This window comes from Pelagivirga sediminicola (assembly GCF_003072125.1).
Lineage (GTDB): Bacteria > Pseudomonadota > Alphaproteobacteria > Rhodobacterales > Rhodobacteraceae > Roseovarius > Roseovarius sediminicola.
Genome location: NZ_QCYH01000009.1, coordinates 13,848 through 29,397, shown reverse-complemented (window position 1 = coordinate 29,397; position 15,550 = coordinate 13,848). Strand labels below are relative to the sequence as shown.

Below are 15,550 nucleotides of genomic sequence, written 5' to 3'. Positions count from 1 at the left end.
GCGCACTAAACGCCAAGGCGCGCGGCGGTGCAAGCCGTCAGAGACCCACATCCAGCATCGCGCGCGTGAGCGCGGGTATGTCGCGCGCGTTCAGCCCGGCGATGTTGATGCGCCCGTCGCCGACCATGTAGATGGCGTGCTCATCGCGCAGCCTGTCGACCTGCCCGGGGCTGGCGCCGATGCGCGAGAACATGCCGCGATGATGCGTCAGATAGGCAAAGCGGTCCGAGCCCGACGCCTCGGCGAGCGCCTGCGCCAGATCGGTGCGCAGGGACATCATGCGCGCGCGCATGCCCTCCAGCTCGGCCTGCCAGTCGGCGCGCAGGGCCGGATCGTCCAGCACCATCGTCACCAGCCGCGCGCCGTGATCGGGCGGAAAGGAATAGCTTTGCCGGTTCAGATGCGTCAGCGCGCCTTGCGCCTGCGCGCGCAGGCCCGCGTCCTGCATGATCGCCATCAGGATGCCGGTCCGCTCGCGGTAGATGCCGAAATTCTTCGAGCAGCTGGCCGCGATCAGCACCTGCGCGCAGCCATCTGCAATGGCGCGCGTGGCGGCGGCGTCCGCATCGATCCCGTCGCCGAAGCCCTGATAGGCCAGATCGATCACCGGCACGGCGCCGCGCGCGTTCATCACCTCGATCAGCGCGCGCCAGCCTTCCGGGTCCGGATCCGCGCCGGTCGGGTTGTGGCAGCAGCCATGCAGAAGCACTGCATCCCCGGCCTCAAGCTGCGCCAGATCCGCCAGCATGCCATCCGTGTCAACGGCATGGGTGGCCGGATCGTAATAGCGGAACGGCACGGCCTCGATCCCCAGATGGGCAAGGATGCTCAGGTGGTTGGTCCAGGTCGAATCGGTCACGAAGACGCGCGCGCCGGGGCGCGCCATCTGCAAAAGCTCGAACCCCTGGCGCACCGCGCCGGTGCCGCCGGGCGTGGCGATGGCGGCCACGCGGCTTTCGGCCACGTCGCTGCCCAGGATCAGGCGGCGCATCGCGTCCAGATAGGCCGGATCGCCGGGCAGGGATGTATAGGTCTTGGTATCCTCGGCCTGCCAGAGCCGTTGCTCGGCCGCCTTGATGCTGCGCATGATCGGAGTGGCGCCGCCTTCGTCCTTGTAGACGCCGACGCCCAGATCGATCTTGTGCGCCCGGCTGTCGCCCGCGAGCTGCTCCTTCAGCTTGAGGATGCCGTCAGCGGTTTGCGGCGCCAGCAGGTGCAGCATGTCAGGCGTCCCCGGTAGCGACCGGGACCGTCGGGAAGGCGCCCCATTCGGACCACGATCCGTCATAGAGCGCATGATCCGTCACGCCGATCCGCTCCAGCGCAAGGTTGATGATCGCCGCCGTCGTGCCCGATCCGCAGGTGGTGATGACCGGCTTGTCCAGATCGGCGCCCGCGGCCTCGAACACGGCGCGCAGGGCGTCGGGATCCTTCATCGTGCCGTCCTCGTTCAGAAGGTCGGTATGCGGCACGTTGCGCGATCCGGGGATGTGGCCGCGGCGCAGCCCTTCGCGCGGCTCGGGCGCCTCGCCGCGAAAACGTGCGGCGGGCCGGGCGTCCAGAATGGTGTGATCGCCCAGCTTGGAGGCGGCGGCCATCTGCGTGACATCCTTCACCATCTGGTTCTGCCGGCGCACCGTCATGTGCCGGTCGCGCACGATGGGGGCCATGTCTTCGGTCGGGCGCCCCTCGGCCTGCCATTTGGGCAAGCCGCCATCCAGCACGGCGATGTTGCGCTGGCCCATCAGCTTGAACAGCCACCACACGCGCGCGGCCGAAAACAGGCCATGCGTGTCATAGACCACCACCTGATGGCCGTCGCCGACACCCATGGCGCGCAGGCGCGACATGAATTTCTCGGTCGCGGGCGCCATATGCGGCAGGTCCGAGCGGTGATCGCTGATTTCCTCGATATCGAAGAAACGCGCGCCGGGAATATGGGCGGCCTCGTATTCTTCCCGTGCATCGCGCTGCGTGCCCGGCAGGAACCACGTCGCGTCCAGAATCCGCAGGTCGGGATCCTTCAGATGCGCGGCCAGCCACGCGGTCGAGACCAGAATTCCCGGATCGTCGTTTGCCATATCAGCCCCTCTTTTCAGCTATATCCTGACTATATGCGCCCCGCCGTCAAGGCAAGCGCATCAGCCGCCCGCGCGGCGCCGCACCGCTCCGGCGAGCGCGGCCAGCCCGGCGCCGGCCGCGGCGCCCGCCGCCGCATGCATCGACGCCAGGGGCCCGGCCTTCAGACCCGGCCCGACCAGCCCCAGCAGATACCACGCCGCCGCGCCCGCAATGATGCCCAGCACGGTCGCGACCGGCAGGGCCAGCGCGCCGCGCCGCAATGCCGCGCCGCCCACCGCGCCGCAAAACATCGCCGCCAGCATCTCCATCAGCGGTGATCCTTCAGCAGACGCTGCTTTTGACGGCCCCAGTCACGCTTGGCCTCGCTCTCGCGCTTGTCGTGGTTCTTCTTGCCCTTGGCGATGCCGATCTTCAGCTTGGCCAGCCCGCGATGATTGAAATACATCACCAGCGGCACCAGCGTCATGCCCTTGCGCTGCGTGTCCGACCACAGCCGCGCCATCTCGCGCCGCGACACCAGCAGCTTGCGCTTGCGCTTTTCTTCGTGGCCGAAGGTCTTGGCCTGCTTGTAGGGCGCGATATAGCTGTTCACCAGCCACAGCTCGCCATCCTCGACGCTGGCATAGCTTTCGGCAATGTTCGCGCCGCCCTCGCGCAGGGATTTCACCTCGGACCCCTCAAGGATGATACCGCATTCGATATCGTCCTCGATGGCGTAATCGTACCGGGCGCGCCGGTTCTCGGCGATTACCTTGTAATTCTTGTTTTCGTCTTTTTGTGCCATGAACGCGATCTAATCATGCCCCGCGCCCGTGTCCAGCAATAGGCGTAGCGGTCTGAGGACTGCCCCGGCCTATTTTGCGCGTGACGGCCCGCGGCAATTCGCTAGGGTGCCGCGCAAAAGTAAAAGGACTTGCCGCGATGAAGATGAACTCCCTTGGCCGCACCGGCCTGATGGTGTCCGAGCTGTGCCTGGGCTCGATGACCTGGGGCACCCAGAACACCGAGGCCGAGGGCCACGCCCAGATCGACCGCGCGCTGGAGCGCGGCATCAACTTCATCGACACCGCCGAGATGTATCCCGTCGCGCCCAAGACCGCCGAAACCCAAGGCCGCACCGAGGAGGTGATCGGCACGTGGCTGGCGGCCACCGGGCGCCGCCGCGATGTCATCATCGCCAGCAAGATCAACGGGCCGGGCATGAGTTATGTCCGGGGCGGCGCGCCGATCACGGCGCAGACGATTCCGCAGGCTGTCGAAGGCTCGCTGAAGCGCCTTCAGACCGATCACATCGACCTTTATCAGCTGCACTGGCCCAATCGCGGCAGCTATATGTTCCGCCAGAACTGGGCTTATGATCCGTCGGGCCAGGATACTGCCGCCGTGCTGGACAATATCGCCGAAACGCTGGAGACGCTGGCCGCCGAGGTGGCGCGCGGCACGATCGGCCATGTGGGGCTGTCGAACGAATCCGCCTGGGGCACCGCGCAATTCCTGCGCCTTGCCGAGGCAAACGGCTGGCCGCGCGTGGCCAGCCTCCAGAACGAATATTCGCTGCTGTGCCGCCTTTATGACACCGATCTGGCCGAGCTGAGCGCCCACGAGGATGTGGGCCTGCTGGCCTATTCGCCCCTCGCGACGGGGCTTTTGAGCGGCAAGTATCAGGGCGGCGCCGTGCCCGCGGGCTCGCGCAGGTCCATCGTCGACGATCTGGGCGGGCGCACGACGACGCGCGCCTTTGCCGCCGTGCAGGCGTATCTGGACATCGCCGCGCGCCACGGGCTGGACCCGTCGCAGATGGCGCTGGCCTGGACGCTGACGCGGCCCTTCATGGCGTCCTCGATCTTCGGCGCGACCACGATGGAGCAACTGGACCTGGCGCTGGGCGCGGCGGACCTCACCCTGTCGACCGAGGTTCTGGACGAGATCGACACCGCCCATCGCGCGCATCCCATGCCGTTCTAGCGCAGGTCGCGGGCAAGATCCTCCAGATAGGCGGGCATGTCGCGGTCCGATACGGACGCCTCGCGCAGCAGGTGATCGAAATGCTCGGTCAGGGCCTGCACGCGCTCGGTATCGCGGAAGGCCATGTAGTTGCGCCCGATATAGAGCACCGCCAGAAGCGGGCCGAAAATGGTGATGGGCGCCGAATAGACCCGGCGCGCGTCGAACAGATAGAGCCGCAAACGCGGATAGAGCTGCCGGGTCACGTCGATCAGCAGATCCATCTGCGCGCGCCGCACGTCCAGCGGCAGGCCGCTGTAATACCCTTCGGCATGCGCAAAGCTGTGCAATTCGTACAGCGGCATCGCGATCTCGTAATCGGACTGCGCGCCGCGCATCCAGTTCAGCCGGTCCTCCGACGCGCCGATCACCTGATCGGTGCTGCGCCCCAGATGCGGCTCGTATTCCCATTCCAGCATCGCGCGCGTCTTGAGCATGTCGGACATCGCCGCCGGCACGTGCCGGATCTTGTAGCCCGCCGCCTCCTTGTGCCACTCGAAGATCTGCGCATCGACGGCGGCGCGCGGCGCCTCGGTCAGCGATAGCGAATTGGCCAGGATATCGGCCGCCGTTTCGGGCCGGTCCGTCAGCCCCAGCAGCCAGTCGGCCGAGACGCCCAGACTGCGCGCGCATTCGCCCACCACCTGCGCATTGGGCAGCCGCGCGCCCGCACCGCCCAGCAGTTGCGACACGGTCGAGCGGTCCACGCCGATCGCCCGGGCCAGCGCGCTCTGGCTCATCCGCCTTCTGCCCATCGCCTCGCGCAGACGCGAGCGAAACAGCGTGGCGCGGGCGCGTTTGTCCGTTTTTACCATCATTGGTGATAATTATCACGTTTGCGGGGGAATGTTAACTGCAAACAGAATGGGCACCGCGCCGGGGCCGTCGTATTCCTGAGTGCATCAACCAAACAATCGGAGGATTTATGGAACGCCCCAAGCGCACGGTGGTCAAGGCCGTCATCTGGAACATCAACGGCCTGTTGGTGATGAGCCTTGTCGGCTATGTCATGACAGGCTCGGCCGGGGTGGGCGGCCTGATGGCGGTGGTGAATACGGCGATCGGGCTGAGCCTTTATTTCCTGTACGAGCGGATCTGGTCGCGCATCTCCTGGGGCCGTTTGAATGCGTGAGATCGAATGGCCGACGCTGGCGCTGACGGTCGCGGTTTATGCGCTGTGGGTGGTGGCCACCATCTGGGCTTCGACGTTTTGGCTGCCGCTGGGCATCGTGCTGGCCACGCTCGCGATTGCGCAGCACTCGTCGCTGACCCATGAGGTGCTGCACGGCCACCCCTTTGCCAACCAGCGCCTGAACGAGGCGACGATCTGGCCCTGCCTTGGCCTTTTCGTCCCCTATGCGCGGTTTCGCGACACGCATCTGGCCCATCACCGCGATGCGCTGCTGACCGATCCCTATGACGACCCGGAATCGAACTATCTGGACCCGGTCGTCTGGACGCGTCTGCCGCGCGCACTGCGGGCTGTGCTGCGGTTCAACAACACGTTGCTGGGCCGCGTCATCATCGGGCCGGTCGTGGGAATGGCCCTGTTCTTGCGCGGCGACTGGCGCGCCATCCGGGCGGGGGATGCGGCGATCCGGCGCGCGTGGTTGTGGCATCTGGCGGCGATCCTGTCGGTGCTGGTCTGGGTCTGGGTATCGCCGATGCCGGTCTGGGCGTATCTGATTGCGGCCTATGGCGCGCTGTCGCTGCTCAAGATCCGCACGTTTCTGGAACATCGCGCGCATGACCGTGCAAGCGGGCGCACCGTCGTCATCGAGGATCGGGGGCCATTGGCGCTGCTGTTTCTCAACAACAATTATCACGTGGTGCATCACATGCATCCGCGCGCCGCGTGGTACCGCCTGCCGGCGCTTTATGCGCAGAACAAGGCGCATTACCGGGCGCGCACTGACGATTACGTCTATCGCAACTACGCCCAGATCTTCCGGCGCTACCTGTTGCGAGCCAAGGATCCGGTGGCGCATCCGCTCTGGCCGCGCCCCTGATGTCCCGGGGGGGGGGGGCTATTGCAGCGGACTGGCCCCGTTGAGGCGCAAGAAGAGGCTCTCTTCGTCGTCGTTCCGGAAAAACGGGATCGAGGCGGGCGGCCCCGCATTGTTGCCCCGCGCCGCGATCTCGGCCAGCACCACCTCGGTGATGAAGGGCAGATCGAAACGGCGCGCCTGCGATAGCGGAATCCATTGCAGATGCGACAGCTCTTCGCTGGCGGCGCTGAAATCATCCGGATCGCCCGCGATCTGATCGGCGTCGATCAGGAAGAACCGCGCATCGAACCGGCGCGGGCGGCCCGGCGGGGTGATGGCGCGGAAGACGAATTGCAGCGCGCCGGCATCGGGCACATATCCGCGCTCGGCAAAAGCGGCCCAGTCGCCGGGAACGGGGCAGGACCACGCGCCGGGGCGCCCGATGATCAGGCCCGATTCCTCCCACAGCTCGCGAATGGCGGCGGCGGCCAGTGCGCCCGCAAGGCCCGGCGCGCTGGCCTCCTGCAGCCGGTCCGCGCAGAGCGGCGGCAGCGGAGCGGCCAGCGGGACCGCGGTATCGCCGGGATCGACGGCGCCGCCGGGAAAGACGAATTTGCTGGGCATGAAGGCCGCCGCCGCGCCGCGCTGGCCCATCAGCACATGCTTTTCGACGCCGTCATCGCGCAGCGCGATCACCGTTGCCGCATCGCGAATCGCTCCGGACGGATCTGTCACGCCCTCACGCCTCGGAGCCGAAGCCGTGCATCTGGCGCGCCCATTGAAACGCCACGACCGCGCCCTTGAGCCGCGGCAGAAGATAGAGCGACAGGCCCACGCAGCCGATGGCGAAAATGGTGAACAGGATCAGCGGATCGGGGCGAAACTGCACGAACACGATATGCAGGGCCGGCGCCATGATATGCCCGACGAACAGGATCGTCAGATAGGCCGGGCCGTCATCGGCGCGATGCTGTGAAAGATCCTCGCGGCAGACCGCGCAGCTGTCACGCACCTTGAGATAGCTTTTCAGCAAGGGGCCCGACCCGCAATTGGGGCATTTGCAGCGAAATCCTTTCCGAAGCGCGGGCCACAGCTCGCGTTCGGAAGATGTCGGAATGGTGTCGGTCATGGATGCCTCGAAGCGTGATTGCCTGCAATTTGTCGCAGCTTGGCGAAAATTGAAAGGGCAAGCTGACGCATCGCACGCAGTCGCGCGGTTTTGCCGCGCAGGCGGCGTGCCCTACGCGGCGGGCCGGGCGCTGATGGTGACCGTGTTGCGCCCGCGCGCCTTGGCGCGATAGAGCGCACCATCGGCCTGCTCCAGCAGCGTATCCAAGCTGGGCCCGGCGGTTTGCTCGGTATGGCCGCTGCGCCCCATGGCGACGCCGATGCTGATGGTGACGGGCACCGGCCCGCACTCTCCCTTCAGCATGATCCCGGCCCCGGCAATGCGCCGACAAAGCCGGTCCGCGGTGCGCCGCGCCTCGTCCCCGCAGGCGCCCGGCATGATGATCAGAAACTCCTCGCCGCCGATGCGCGCGACCAGATCCCCCTCGCGCACGCCCGCGCCCAAGAGGTCCGCGACGTGGCACAGAACGCGGTCCCCGGCCGCATGGCCAAAGCGGTCGTTGATCCGCTTGAAGTGATCCAGATCGGCGACCATCACGGCGAAATCCCGTGTCCGGTCATCCGGCGCCAAGGCCAGATCGCGCAGGAACGGCATCGCGAACCGGCGGTTGTAGAGCCCGGTCAGCGGATCGATCATCGCCGCGCGCAGCCCGTCATGCAGGCGCGTGCGCAGCTGGTCGATTGCCTGTTTGCGCTGGATCTGGCGGGTCAGGCGCAACGTCCATTCCGGCAGGTCCACGTCGCCCACGATCACGTCATTGGCGCCCATGTCCAGCAAGCTGGCCGCAAGTGGCTGGCAGGCGGCGGGCACCACCGCCACGATGCGGCTGTGGCGCGCTTCGGGCGCGGCGCGCAGCTCGGCCATCAGCTCCAGCCCGGTCGCCCCGGCGGCAGGATCGCCCGCGGTGCCGGGGATCAGCAGCACGAATACGTCGGCGGCCGGCGCGCCCGGCGCGGAGGTGACCGGCCCGCCGGCGCGCAGCGCGGTGACCTGGTGGCGGCAGGCGCTGCGCAGCCGCGTGCGCAGCGCCATCGCATCGGACATCTGCAGGCCCAGAAGCGTGATCCGCCCGGGCCGGTCAAACCCGCCCTGCGCCTCGCCGAAACCGGCGGCGCAATCGGTGCCGGCATTCAGCCGCATGTCCTGAAGCGCATGGTGCTGTCGCAAAAGGCCCCGCAGGCGCGCCAGCATGATCCGCTCCTCCACCGGCTGCGTGATCACGTCATCGGCCCCGGCATGCAGCGCGCGCACACGTGCCTGCGATGTGTCGTCCGGCAAAAGCGCAACGATCGGGATGACGGCAGTGCCCGCCCCGGCGCGCAATGCGGCGATCAGCCCAGCGGATTCCATATCCGGCAGCGCCGCGCCGACGATGATCAGATCGGGGCGCCCTGCGCGCGCCATCTGCAGCGCATCGGTGCCCGACGACGCCTGCGTCACCTCGAAATGCGCCGCCGAAAGTTTCACTTTCAGCACGATACGGTTGGTCGCCACCGCATCGACGATCATGATTTTGCCTGACATGGGCCACGCCCTTTCTGACTTGCCCTTTTGTGATCTCTGACTATCCATGCAAGTAGTTAAGAAAACCTTTCCGGGAATTTTACACTTATGCCGACTACGCGGGAATCCGCCGAAACCCTCGCCTTGCAATGCCTCGGCTGGCTGCTGGCCAATGACGATTTGCTGCCGGTCTTCATGGGTGCGACAGGGGCCGGGCAGGATGATCTGCGCCGGGGCGCCTCGGATCCCGCGTTTCTGGGCGCGGTTCTGGATTTCGTGATGATGAATGACAATTGGGTGATCGAGTTCTGCGCCTTTGCAGGCGTTGCCAACGATGCGCCGATGCGCGCGCGCCATGCGCTGCCGGGCGGCGAGCAGGAGCATTGGACATGACGGACCCTGTGCGCCGGGCCGATATCGGCGGCATCATCTTTGACAAGGACGGCACGCTGTTCGATTTCCATACGACATGGGCCGACTGGACGCGCGATCTGCTGGATGCGCTGGCGGCCGAACATGGTGCGTCCGCGGATACGCTGGCGCGCGCGGTGGATTTCGATCTGGCCGCCGGCCGCTTCCTGCCCTCCAGCCCGTTGATCGGCGCAACCAGCGGCGAGGGCGCGGCGCTCTTGGCCGCCGCCATCCCCGGCGCCGATGCGCAGCGGATCGAGGATCAGATCCGGCTGACCTCGGCCGATGCGCCGCTTGCGCCAGCGGTGCCGCTGGCACCATTCCTGACAGGTCTTGCGGCGCGCGGGCTGAAACTGGGGCTGGTGACGAACGATACCGAATACGGCGCGCGCGCTCACTTGGGCAGTGCCGGTGTGCTGGACCATTTCGATTTCATCGCCGGCTATGATACCGGCCACGGCGCCAAGCCCGAGGCGGGCGCCCTGCTGGCCTTCGCCAAGGCGATGGGAATGGCACCGCGCGACGTGGCCATGGTCGGCGACAGCACCCATGATCTGATCGCCGGGCGCGCGGGCGGGATGCATACGCTGGGCGTGCTGACCGGCATCGCCGAGACACCGGAGCTGGCGCCATATGCCGACGCGGTCCTGCCCGATATCGGGCATATCCCCGCCTGGCTGGACGGGGCGTGAGGGGGCATCCGGCCTTTGGACTGGCGCTGGCGGCCTTCGGCGCGCTGACCCTGACGCCGGACGCGATGTTCCTGCGCCTGTCCGAGATGAGCGGACCCCAGATGATGGGCTGGCGCGGCATTTTCATGGGCGCGTCGCTGCTGATGATCTGGGCGCTTGTGTCGCGGCGGCGCCGCGCGGATCTGGCGGCGGCGGGCACCGGCGCGGGGCTGGCCATCGTGGCGTGCCAGTTCTTCAACTCGACGCTTTTCGCGCTGGGGATCGCGGGCGCGCCCGTTGCTATGGTGCTTTTCGGCGTCGCGACCACGCCGATTTTCGCCGCACTCTTTGCCTGGGTGCTTCTGGGCGAGCGGACGGCGCGCGCAACATGGATCACCATCGCCGTGGTGACGACGGGGATCGGCATCGCCGTGCTGGGCGGCTCGGGCGCGGTGGCCACGGCAGGCGCGGTCGTGTTCGGCGCCTTCGCGGGGCTGGGCGTGGCGGCGATGCTGGCGATGAACTTTGTCGTGCTGCGCGCGCATCCGCAGCTGCCCATCCCGCTTCTGATCGGGCTTGGCGCGCTCTGCGCCGGTGCGGCGGGCGTCAGCGTGACCGGCCCGGCGCAAATGCCGGATGGCAATGTCTGGGCGATCGCCGTTACCGGCTGCATCATACTGCCGACCTCGTTCATGGCGCTGTCCTTTGCCTCGCGCTATACGGCGGCCGCGAATGTCAGCCTGCTGCTGCTGCTCGAGACCGTGCTGGGCCCGGTATGGGTCTGGCTGGCGCTGGGCGAGGCGATGACGCCGATGATGCTGCTGGGCGGGGCGATCGTGGTGGGGGCGATCGCGCTTTACCTGATGCACGCGCGGCGCGCGGTGCGGCGCGGGATCGCAAAAACGACAAACCTTGCCGCAAAGTGAATGACGTCCCGACGCGCCGCGTGGTTCGATGGACCCGTGCCAGCGCGAAAGGAGGCGCACATGACCGAAGAGCTGCAACGCCGCAGGCGGACAGGCGGACGGTCCGGCAATGCCCAGCGGCGCGGCACCGCCGTGATCGAGCAGATGCCGTGGCAGCCGCCCATAAACACCGACCGCCCGACCGAACCCCTGGACGATGCAGGCGTCGCCGCGATCCATGAAGGCGCGATGCGCATCCTCGAAGAGATCGGGATCGAGATCCTGAACGCCGAGGCGCTGGACGTGTTCCGCGCAAGCGGTGGCTGCACGATTTCGGGAACGAACCTGCGCATGGGCCGCGATTTCGTGATGGAAGAGGTGGCCAAGGCGCCGCCCGAATGGACGCTCACCCCCCGCAACCCGGATCGGCAGATCACCATGGGCGGGCGGCATCTGAATTTCGGCAACGTGTCCTCGCCCCCCAGCTATTGGGACATGGCGCTGGGCCGCAAGGTGACCGGCACGCGCGAGATGTGTGCGAACCTGTTGAAGCTGAGCCAGTATTTCAACTGCATCCACTTCATCGGCGGCTATCCGGTCGAGCCGCAGGATATCCACGCCTCGGTGCGCCACCTCGACGTGCTCTATGACAAGCTCACGCTGACCGACAAGGTTGCCCATGCCTATTCGCTGGGAAAGGAACGCGTCGAGGACGCGATCGAGATGGTGCGCATCGCAGGCGGGCTGAGCCATGCCGAGTTCGACGCCAGCCCGCGGATGTTCACCAACATCAACTCCACCTCGCCGCTCAAACATGACGAGCCGATGCTGGACGGCTGGATGCGGCTGGCGCGGCGCGGGCAGGGCCTTGTGGTGACGCCCTTCACGCTGGCAGGGGCGATGGCGCCGGTGACGCTGGCGGGCGCCGTCGCGCAATCGCTGGCCGAGGCGCTGGTCGCCGTGGTGCTGGCGCAGCTGGTGCGCCCCGGCGCGCCCTGCGCGATCGGCACGTTCACCTCCAACGTGGACATGAAATCCGGCGCTCCGGCCTTTGGCACGCCCGAATACATGCGCGCCACCCAGATGACCGGGCAACTCGCGCGGCTCTACAGGCTGCCGATGCGCGCCAGCGGCGTCTGCGCGGCCAACGTGCCCGACGCCCAGGCCACATGGGAGACATCCAACAGCCTGTGGTCGGCCGTCCAATCCGGCACGCACATGGTCTATCACGCGGCGGGTTGGCTGGAGGGCGGGCTGATCGCCAGCCCCGAGAAATTCGTCATGGATTGCGAGATCCTGCAGCATATCCAGCGCTACATGGACCCGACACTGACCCGCACCGGCCCGGACGAGATCGCGCTGGAGGCCATCGCGCAGGTCGGCAATCAGGGCCATTTCTTTGGCATCCAGCATACGCAGGACCGCTATACGACTGCGTTTTACCAGCCATTCCTCAGCGATTGGCGCAACTACGAGGCATGGGAGGCCGCAGGCGGCATCTGGACCGCGCAGCGTGCGCATCAGACATTCCGCGACATCATCGCCAGTTTCGAGCCGCCCCCGATGGATGCGCCCATACGCGAAGAGCTGGCAGATTTCGTTGCGCGCCGCAAATCCGAAGGCGGCTGCCCGACCGATTACTGAGCGCACTTCAAAACGCCGCCGCGCCTGCGTCTGTCGTCGTTATGAGTATTTGGACCAAGATGAAGCCAGCTGCCCGCGCCTTCATCTTGGCAAAAATACTCATAATCCATGGTTGGCGATCCTGCGCGGTCAGGCGTTCCTGTCGAGCGTGGCGCGGCAGGCGCGATCGACGGCGGCGTGCAGCAGGACGGTAAAGACGGCAAGCACGATCAGCGCGGCGAACATCAGATCGGTTTTCGCGCGGCCATTGGCCAGCAGCATGAGGTATCCCAGCCCCTTCGATGCGCCCACCCATTCGCCGATGATCGCCCCGATGGGCGCATAGACTGCCGCCAGCCGCAGGCCGGAGGCAAAGCCGGGCAGTGCGGCGGGGATGCGGATATGCCGCATGACGCGCGCGGGGCTGGCGCCCATCAGGCGAGCCATGTCGATCCACGCCTGCGGCGTGCGCATCAGCGCGTCGAAGAAGGCCGACGTCACCGGGAAATAGATCACGAGCAGCGTCATCACCACTTTCGAGCCGATGCCATAGCCGAACCAGAGCGTCAGGATCGGCGCCAATGCGAAGACGGGCACCGCCTGGCTGAAGATCAGCATCGGACGCACCAGCGCGCGGGCGACCGGGGACGCGGCCAGAGCGATGGCTGTCGCGGCGCCCAGCACGGCGCCGAGGCCGAGCCCGGCCAGCACTTCGATGGCGGTGATCATCGTATGATGCGCGATCAGCGCGCGACTGCCCCAGAGCGTTTGGGCCACGAGGGCCGGGCCGGGCAGGATGAAGCGCGGCACACCGGTCACGATGATGATCGCCTGCCATCCGGCAAGCGCGACGAGGATCGAGGCAAGGACACTGGCGCCGCGCGTCATGGCGTGCTCCGCAATTCGGCCAAGAGCGCGCCTTGGGTCTGCAGCGTGGCGGGATCGTCCACCGCCCGCGGCGGCGCACCGGGCGCGGGCGCGCGGCGGCGCAGACCATCCTGGTCGAGAATGAGGATCGCATTGCCCAGCCGCGCGGCCTCGGCCGGGTCATGGGTCACCATCAGAACGGTGCGCCCGTGCAAAAGCCGGGCCGTCAGATCCTGCATCTGCACGCGGGTGCGTGCATCCAGCGCCGAGAAGGGCTCGTCCAGCAGGATGATCGGCCGGTCCTCCATCAGGGTGCGGGCCAGCGCGGCGCGCTGGCGCTGTCCGCCCGACAGGGTGGCCGGGCGTTTGCCCGCATGATCGGCCAGCCCGACCTCCTCCAGCAGTTGCGCGGCCCGGTGCGCGTCGGCTTCTGTTCCGCGCAGGCGCGCGCCCAGCGTCACATTCTCGATGACGGTGAGCCAGGGCAGCAGCAGATCCGACTGTGCCATCAGACCCACCCGCCCGCTGAGCGCCGCGCCGTCAGTGGCGCTTAGCGTCCCAGTCAGGTCGGCCTCGTCCGCGATACCGGCGATCAGGCGCAGCAGCGTGGATTTGCCCGCGCCCGACGGGCCGAGAAGGCAGGTCCACTGGCCTGCGCCCGCCTCCAGCCGGACCTGCGGGATCAGGGGCGCGCCGCCGATGGCGACGCGGCCCTCCAGCGTGATGCCCGGCGCCGTCATCCGGTCAGGCCCATGTCCCAGAATCCGATTTCCAGCCGCACCGCGGTGGCAAAGCGCTGTGACAGCGCGTCCCAGCGGGGCGACGCTTGCGGCGACGGGCCCAGTCGGCGGGCGACGGCGCTGTCCAGAAGCGCGCCGACCTCGTGGCAGGCCGTCTGCATCGCGTCGCCTGCATAGGTTTCGATCCAGTCACCATAGGATGCATTTCCCCGGCTCGAGGCGAGCCGCAGGCCAATCTCGCCATAGCCCAGCACGCATGGCACCAGCGCCGCCAGCAGGTCCAGAAAATCCCCCGAATGGCCCGCATCCAGGACATAACGCGTGTAGGCGATGTTCTGTACCGCCTCGGGCGCGGCGAAAAGCGTGGCCTCATCTATCCCCTCGCGTGCGCAAGTGGCGACGTGAAGCGCGATTTCCTCGTTCAGCAGCACGTCCAGCGCGCGGGTGGCAAAGCGCATCTCCGCGACCGTGCCCGCCTTGACCACCGCCAGCGCCCAGGCGCGGGAGAAGTGGATGAGGAACACGTAATCCTGCACCAGATACCGCAAGAACGCCTCACGCGGTAGCGTGCCGTCCTTCAGTCCCTCGACGAAAGGATGGTGCGTATAGGCGTGCCAGTCCTGCGCCGCCTCGGCGCGCCATGCGGCAAAGGTCTCGCCATACATCAGTCTGCCTCCGCCGCCGCGTTCGGATCAATGGCCAGTTGCGAGACAGCGCGCGCGCCGGTCAGCAATCCAGCCTCGCCGAGGAATCGCTCGAATTCGGCGTAGCGGCCCGTATCGACCGCGGCGGGGCGCAGGGCGAAACGCGGGATCGTGTCCAGCCAGGCGCGCGCGTTCAGCTTGTCATCCAGCTCGGGCGCCGTGGATTTGAAGATCTCCCAGCTTTGGCCGGGATGGTTGACGATGTATTGCGTCGCCTTTTCGGTCGCGCGCATGAACCGGGCGATGCGCGCGCTGTCCATCGTCTCGGGGTTGGCGACGTAGATCAGCTCGTCATAGGACGGCACGCCGACCTCCTCGAGGTAGAAACAGGTGCCGGGTACGCCCTCGATCTCCATCTGATTCAGCTCGAAATTGCGATAGGCGCCGATCACCGCATCGACCTGACCGGACATGACGGACGGGCCGAGCGACCAGTTGACGTTGATCATCTCGACCTCGTCCAGCGCGATGTCATGCGCCGACAGGATCGCGGCCAGCAGGGCCTCTTCGACGCCGGCAACCGAATAGCCGATCTTGCGGCCCTTCAGGTCCGCGACGGAGGCGACGGGGCCGTCCTTCAGCACCAGCAGGCAGTTGAGCGGGCTGGCGATCAACGTGCCGACGCGGATCAGCGGCAGCCCCTCGGCCACTTGCAGATGCAATTGCGGCTGGTAGGACAGGGCCAGATCGACCTGGCCCGCCGCCACCATCTTGGGCGGGGCCGAGGCATCGGCCGGCGCGATCATCTCGACCTCAAGTCCCTCATCGGCGAAATAGCCGCGCTCCTGCGCGATCACGATGGGTCCGTGATTGGGATTGATGAACCAGTCCAGCACGACGGTCATGCGGTCCTGCGCTGCGGCAGGTCCGGCGATCAGAAGGGCGGCAATAAGGGCGAGGCGTTTCATGGCGGCTCCGGCTGT

General features: G+C 67.1%; 19 protein-coding genes. 7 read left to right on the top strand and 12 right to left on the bottom strand.

Features of this window, described 5'->3' with window-relative positions:
- Nucleotides 1-37: 37 nt before the first annotated feature.
- From DC366_RS14275 to smpB, 4 genes are read right to left on the bottom strand one after another with little or no spacing between them, the layout of a single operon-like run.
- Nucleotides 38-1,222: an amino acid aminotransferase gene (locus tag DC366_RS14275; RefSeq protein WP_108692912.1), complete on the bottom strand. Its 1,185-nt coding sequence runs from the start codon at nt 1,220-1,222 to the stop codon at nt 38-40.
- Nucleotide 1,223: 1 nt separating this feature from the next.
- Nucleotides 1,224-2,081 carry a 3-mercaptopyruvate sulfurtransferase gene (gene sseA / locus DC366_RS14270; RefSeq protein WP_108692911.1) on the bottom strand — a complete coding sequence of 286 codons (858 nt, stop codon included), beginning with the start codon at nt 2,079-2,081 and terminating at the stop codon, nt 1,224-1,226.
- Between the two features lie 60 nt (nt 2,082-2,141).
- The gene (locus DC366_RS14265; protein ID WP_108692910.1) at nt 2,142-2,390 is read right to left on the bottom strand and encodes a hypothetical protein; all 249 of its coding nucleotides are present in this window, start codon (nt 2,388-2,390) and stop codon (nt 2,142-2,144) included.
- Nucleotides 2,390-2,866 carry an SsrA-binding protein SmpB gene (gene smpB / locus DC366_RS14260; protein WP_108692909.1) on the bottom strand — a complete coding sequence of 159 codons (477 nt, stop codon included), beginning with the start codon at nt 2,864-2,866 and terminating at the stop codon, nt 2,390-2,392. The genes DC366_RS14265 and smpB overlap by 1 nt, the downstream gene beginning before the upstream one ends.
- Before the next feature lie 137 nt (nt 2,867-3,003).
- Here smpB and DC366_RS14255 point away from each other — a divergent pair, with 137 nt between their 5' ends.
- Nucleotides 3,004-4,047, top strand: coding sequence for an aldo/keto reductase (locus tag DC366_RS14255; protein WP_108692908.1), 1,044 nt, complete (start codon nt 3,004-3,006; stop codon nt 4,045-4,047).
- On the opposite strand, the gene DC366_RS14250 is transcribed toward DC366_RS14255, so the two are convergent.
- Nucleotides 4,044-4,904, bottom strand: coding sequence for a helix-turn-helix domain-containing protein (locus tag DC366_RS14250; RefSeq protein ID WP_108692907.1), 861 nt, complete (start codon nt 4,902-4,904; stop codon nt 4,044-4,046). The two genes, DC366_RS14255 and DC366_RS14250, sit on opposite strands and share 4 nt — an antisense overlap.
- Nucleotides 4,905-5,011: 107 nt before the next feature.
- On the opposite strand from DC366_RS14250, the gene DC366_RS14245 reads away from it, so the two are divergent.
- Both DC366_RS14245 and DC366_RS14240 read left to right on the top strand, forming a co-directional pair.
- Nucleotides 5,012-5,218 (top strand): DUF2061 domain-containing protein, encoded by a 207-nt coding sequence (locus tag DC366_RS14245; protein WP_108692906.1) that lies wholly within the window; start codon nt 5,012-5,014, stop codon nt 5,216-5,218.
- Nucleotides 5,211-6,095 carry a fatty acid desaturase gene (locus DC366_RS14240; protein WP_108692905.1) on the top strand — a complete coding sequence of 295 codons (885 nt, stop codon included), beginning with the start codon at nt 5,211-5,213 and terminating at the stop codon, nt 6,093-6,095. The genes DC366_RS14245 and DC366_RS14240 overlap by 8 nt, the downstream gene beginning before the upstream one ends.
- 18 nt (nt 6,096-6,113) lie before the next feature.
- Here DC366_RS14240 and DC366_RS14235 read toward each other — a convergent pair whose 3' ends face one another.
- The 3 genes from DC366_RS14235 to DC366_RS14225 all read right to left on the bottom strand — a co-directional run bounded on the left by DC366_RS14235 (nt 6,114) and on the right by DC366_RS14225 (nt 8,727).
- A complete protein-coding gene (locus DC366_RS14235) occupies nt 6,114-6,809 on the bottom strand; it encodes an NUDIX hydrolase (RefSeq protein ID WP_108692904.1) in 696 nt (231 codons plus the stop codon).
- Between the two features lie 4 nt (nt 6,810-6,813).
- Nucleotides 6,814-7,203: a DUF983 domain-containing protein gene (locus DC366_RS14230; RefSeq protein WP_108692903.1), complete on the bottom strand. Its 390-nt coding sequence runs from the start codon at nt 7,201-7,203 to the stop codon at nt 6,814-6,816.
- Between the two features lie 111 nt (nt 7,204-7,314).
- A complete protein-coding gene (locus tag DC366_RS14225) occupies nt 7,315-8,727 on the bottom strand; it encodes a diguanylate cyclase (protein ID WP_243405142.1) in 1,413 nt (470 codons plus the stop codon).
- Nucleotides 8,728-8,814: 87 nt separating this feature from the next.
- On the opposite strand from DC366_RS14225, the gene DC366_RS14220 reads away from it, so the two are divergent.
- Genes DC366_RS14220 through DC366_RS14205 form a run of 4 tightly spaced genes read left to right on the top strand, consistent with a single transcriptional unit; the run spans nt 8,815 to nt 12,337 of the window.
- Complete coding sequence (locus tag DC366_RS14220) at nt 8,815-9,099, top strand: DUF3572 domain-containing protein (protein WP_108692901.1); 285 nt, start codon at nt 8,815-8,817, stop codon at nt 9,097-9,099.
- Nucleotides 9,096-9,809, top strand: coding sequence for an HAD family hydrolase (locus DC366_RS14215; RefSeq protein ID WP_108692900.1), 714 nt, complete (start codon nt 9,096-9,098; stop codon nt 9,807-9,809). Before DC366_RS14220 ends, DC366_RS14215 begins: the two co-directional genes overlap by 4 nt.
- The gene (locus tag DC366_RS14210; protein ID WP_108692899.1) at nt 9,806-10,714 is read left to right on the top strand and encodes a DMT family transporter; all 909 of its coding nucleotides are present in this window, start codon (nt 9,806-9,808) and stop codon (nt 10,712-10,714) included. Before DC366_RS14215 ends, DC366_RS14210 begins: the two co-directional genes overlap by 4 nt.
- 60 nt (nt 10,715-10,774) lie before the next feature.
- A complete protein-coding gene (locus DC366_RS14205) occupies nt 10,775-12,337 on the top strand; it encodes a trimethylamine methyltransferase family protein (RefSeq protein WP_108692993.1) in 1,563 nt (520 codons plus the stop codon).
- Nucleotides 12,338-12,466: 129 nt separating this feature from the next.
- Here the strand turns inward: DC366_RS14205 and DC366_RS14200 are convergent, their stop codons facing one another.
- Genes DC366_RS14200 through DC366_RS14185 form a run of 4 tightly spaced genes read right to left on the bottom strand, consistent with a single transcriptional unit; the run spans nt 12,467 to nt 15,535 of the window.
- Nucleotides 12,467-13,204 carry an ABC transporter permease gene (locus tag DC366_RS14200; protein ID WP_108692898.1) on the bottom strand — a complete coding sequence of 246 codons (738 nt, stop codon included), beginning with the start codon at nt 13,202-13,204 and terminating at the stop codon, nt 12,467-12,469.
- Nucleotides 13,201-13,923, bottom strand: coding sequence for an ABC transporter ATP-binding protein (locus DC366_RS14195; RefSeq protein WP_108692897.1), 723 nt, complete (start codon nt 13,921-13,923; stop codon nt 13,201-13,203). The genes DC366_RS14200 and DC366_RS14195 overlap by 4 nt, the downstream gene beginning before the upstream one ends.
- On the bottom strand, nt 13,920-14,591 hold the full coding sequence (locus DC366_RS14190) for a TenA family protein (protein ID WP_108692896.1): 672 nt from the start codon (nt 14,589-14,591) through the stop codon (nt 13,920-13,922). Before DC366_RS14190 ends, DC366_RS14195 begins: the two co-directional genes overlap by 4 nt.
- A complete protein-coding gene (locus DC366_RS14185) occupies nt 14,588-15,535 on the bottom strand; it encodes an ABC transporter substrate-binding protein (protein ID WP_108692895.1) in 948 nt (315 codons plus the stop codon). Before DC366_RS14185 ends, DC366_RS14190 begins: the two co-directional genes overlap by 4 nt.
- Nucleotides 15,536-15,550 lie beyond the last annotated feature (15 nt).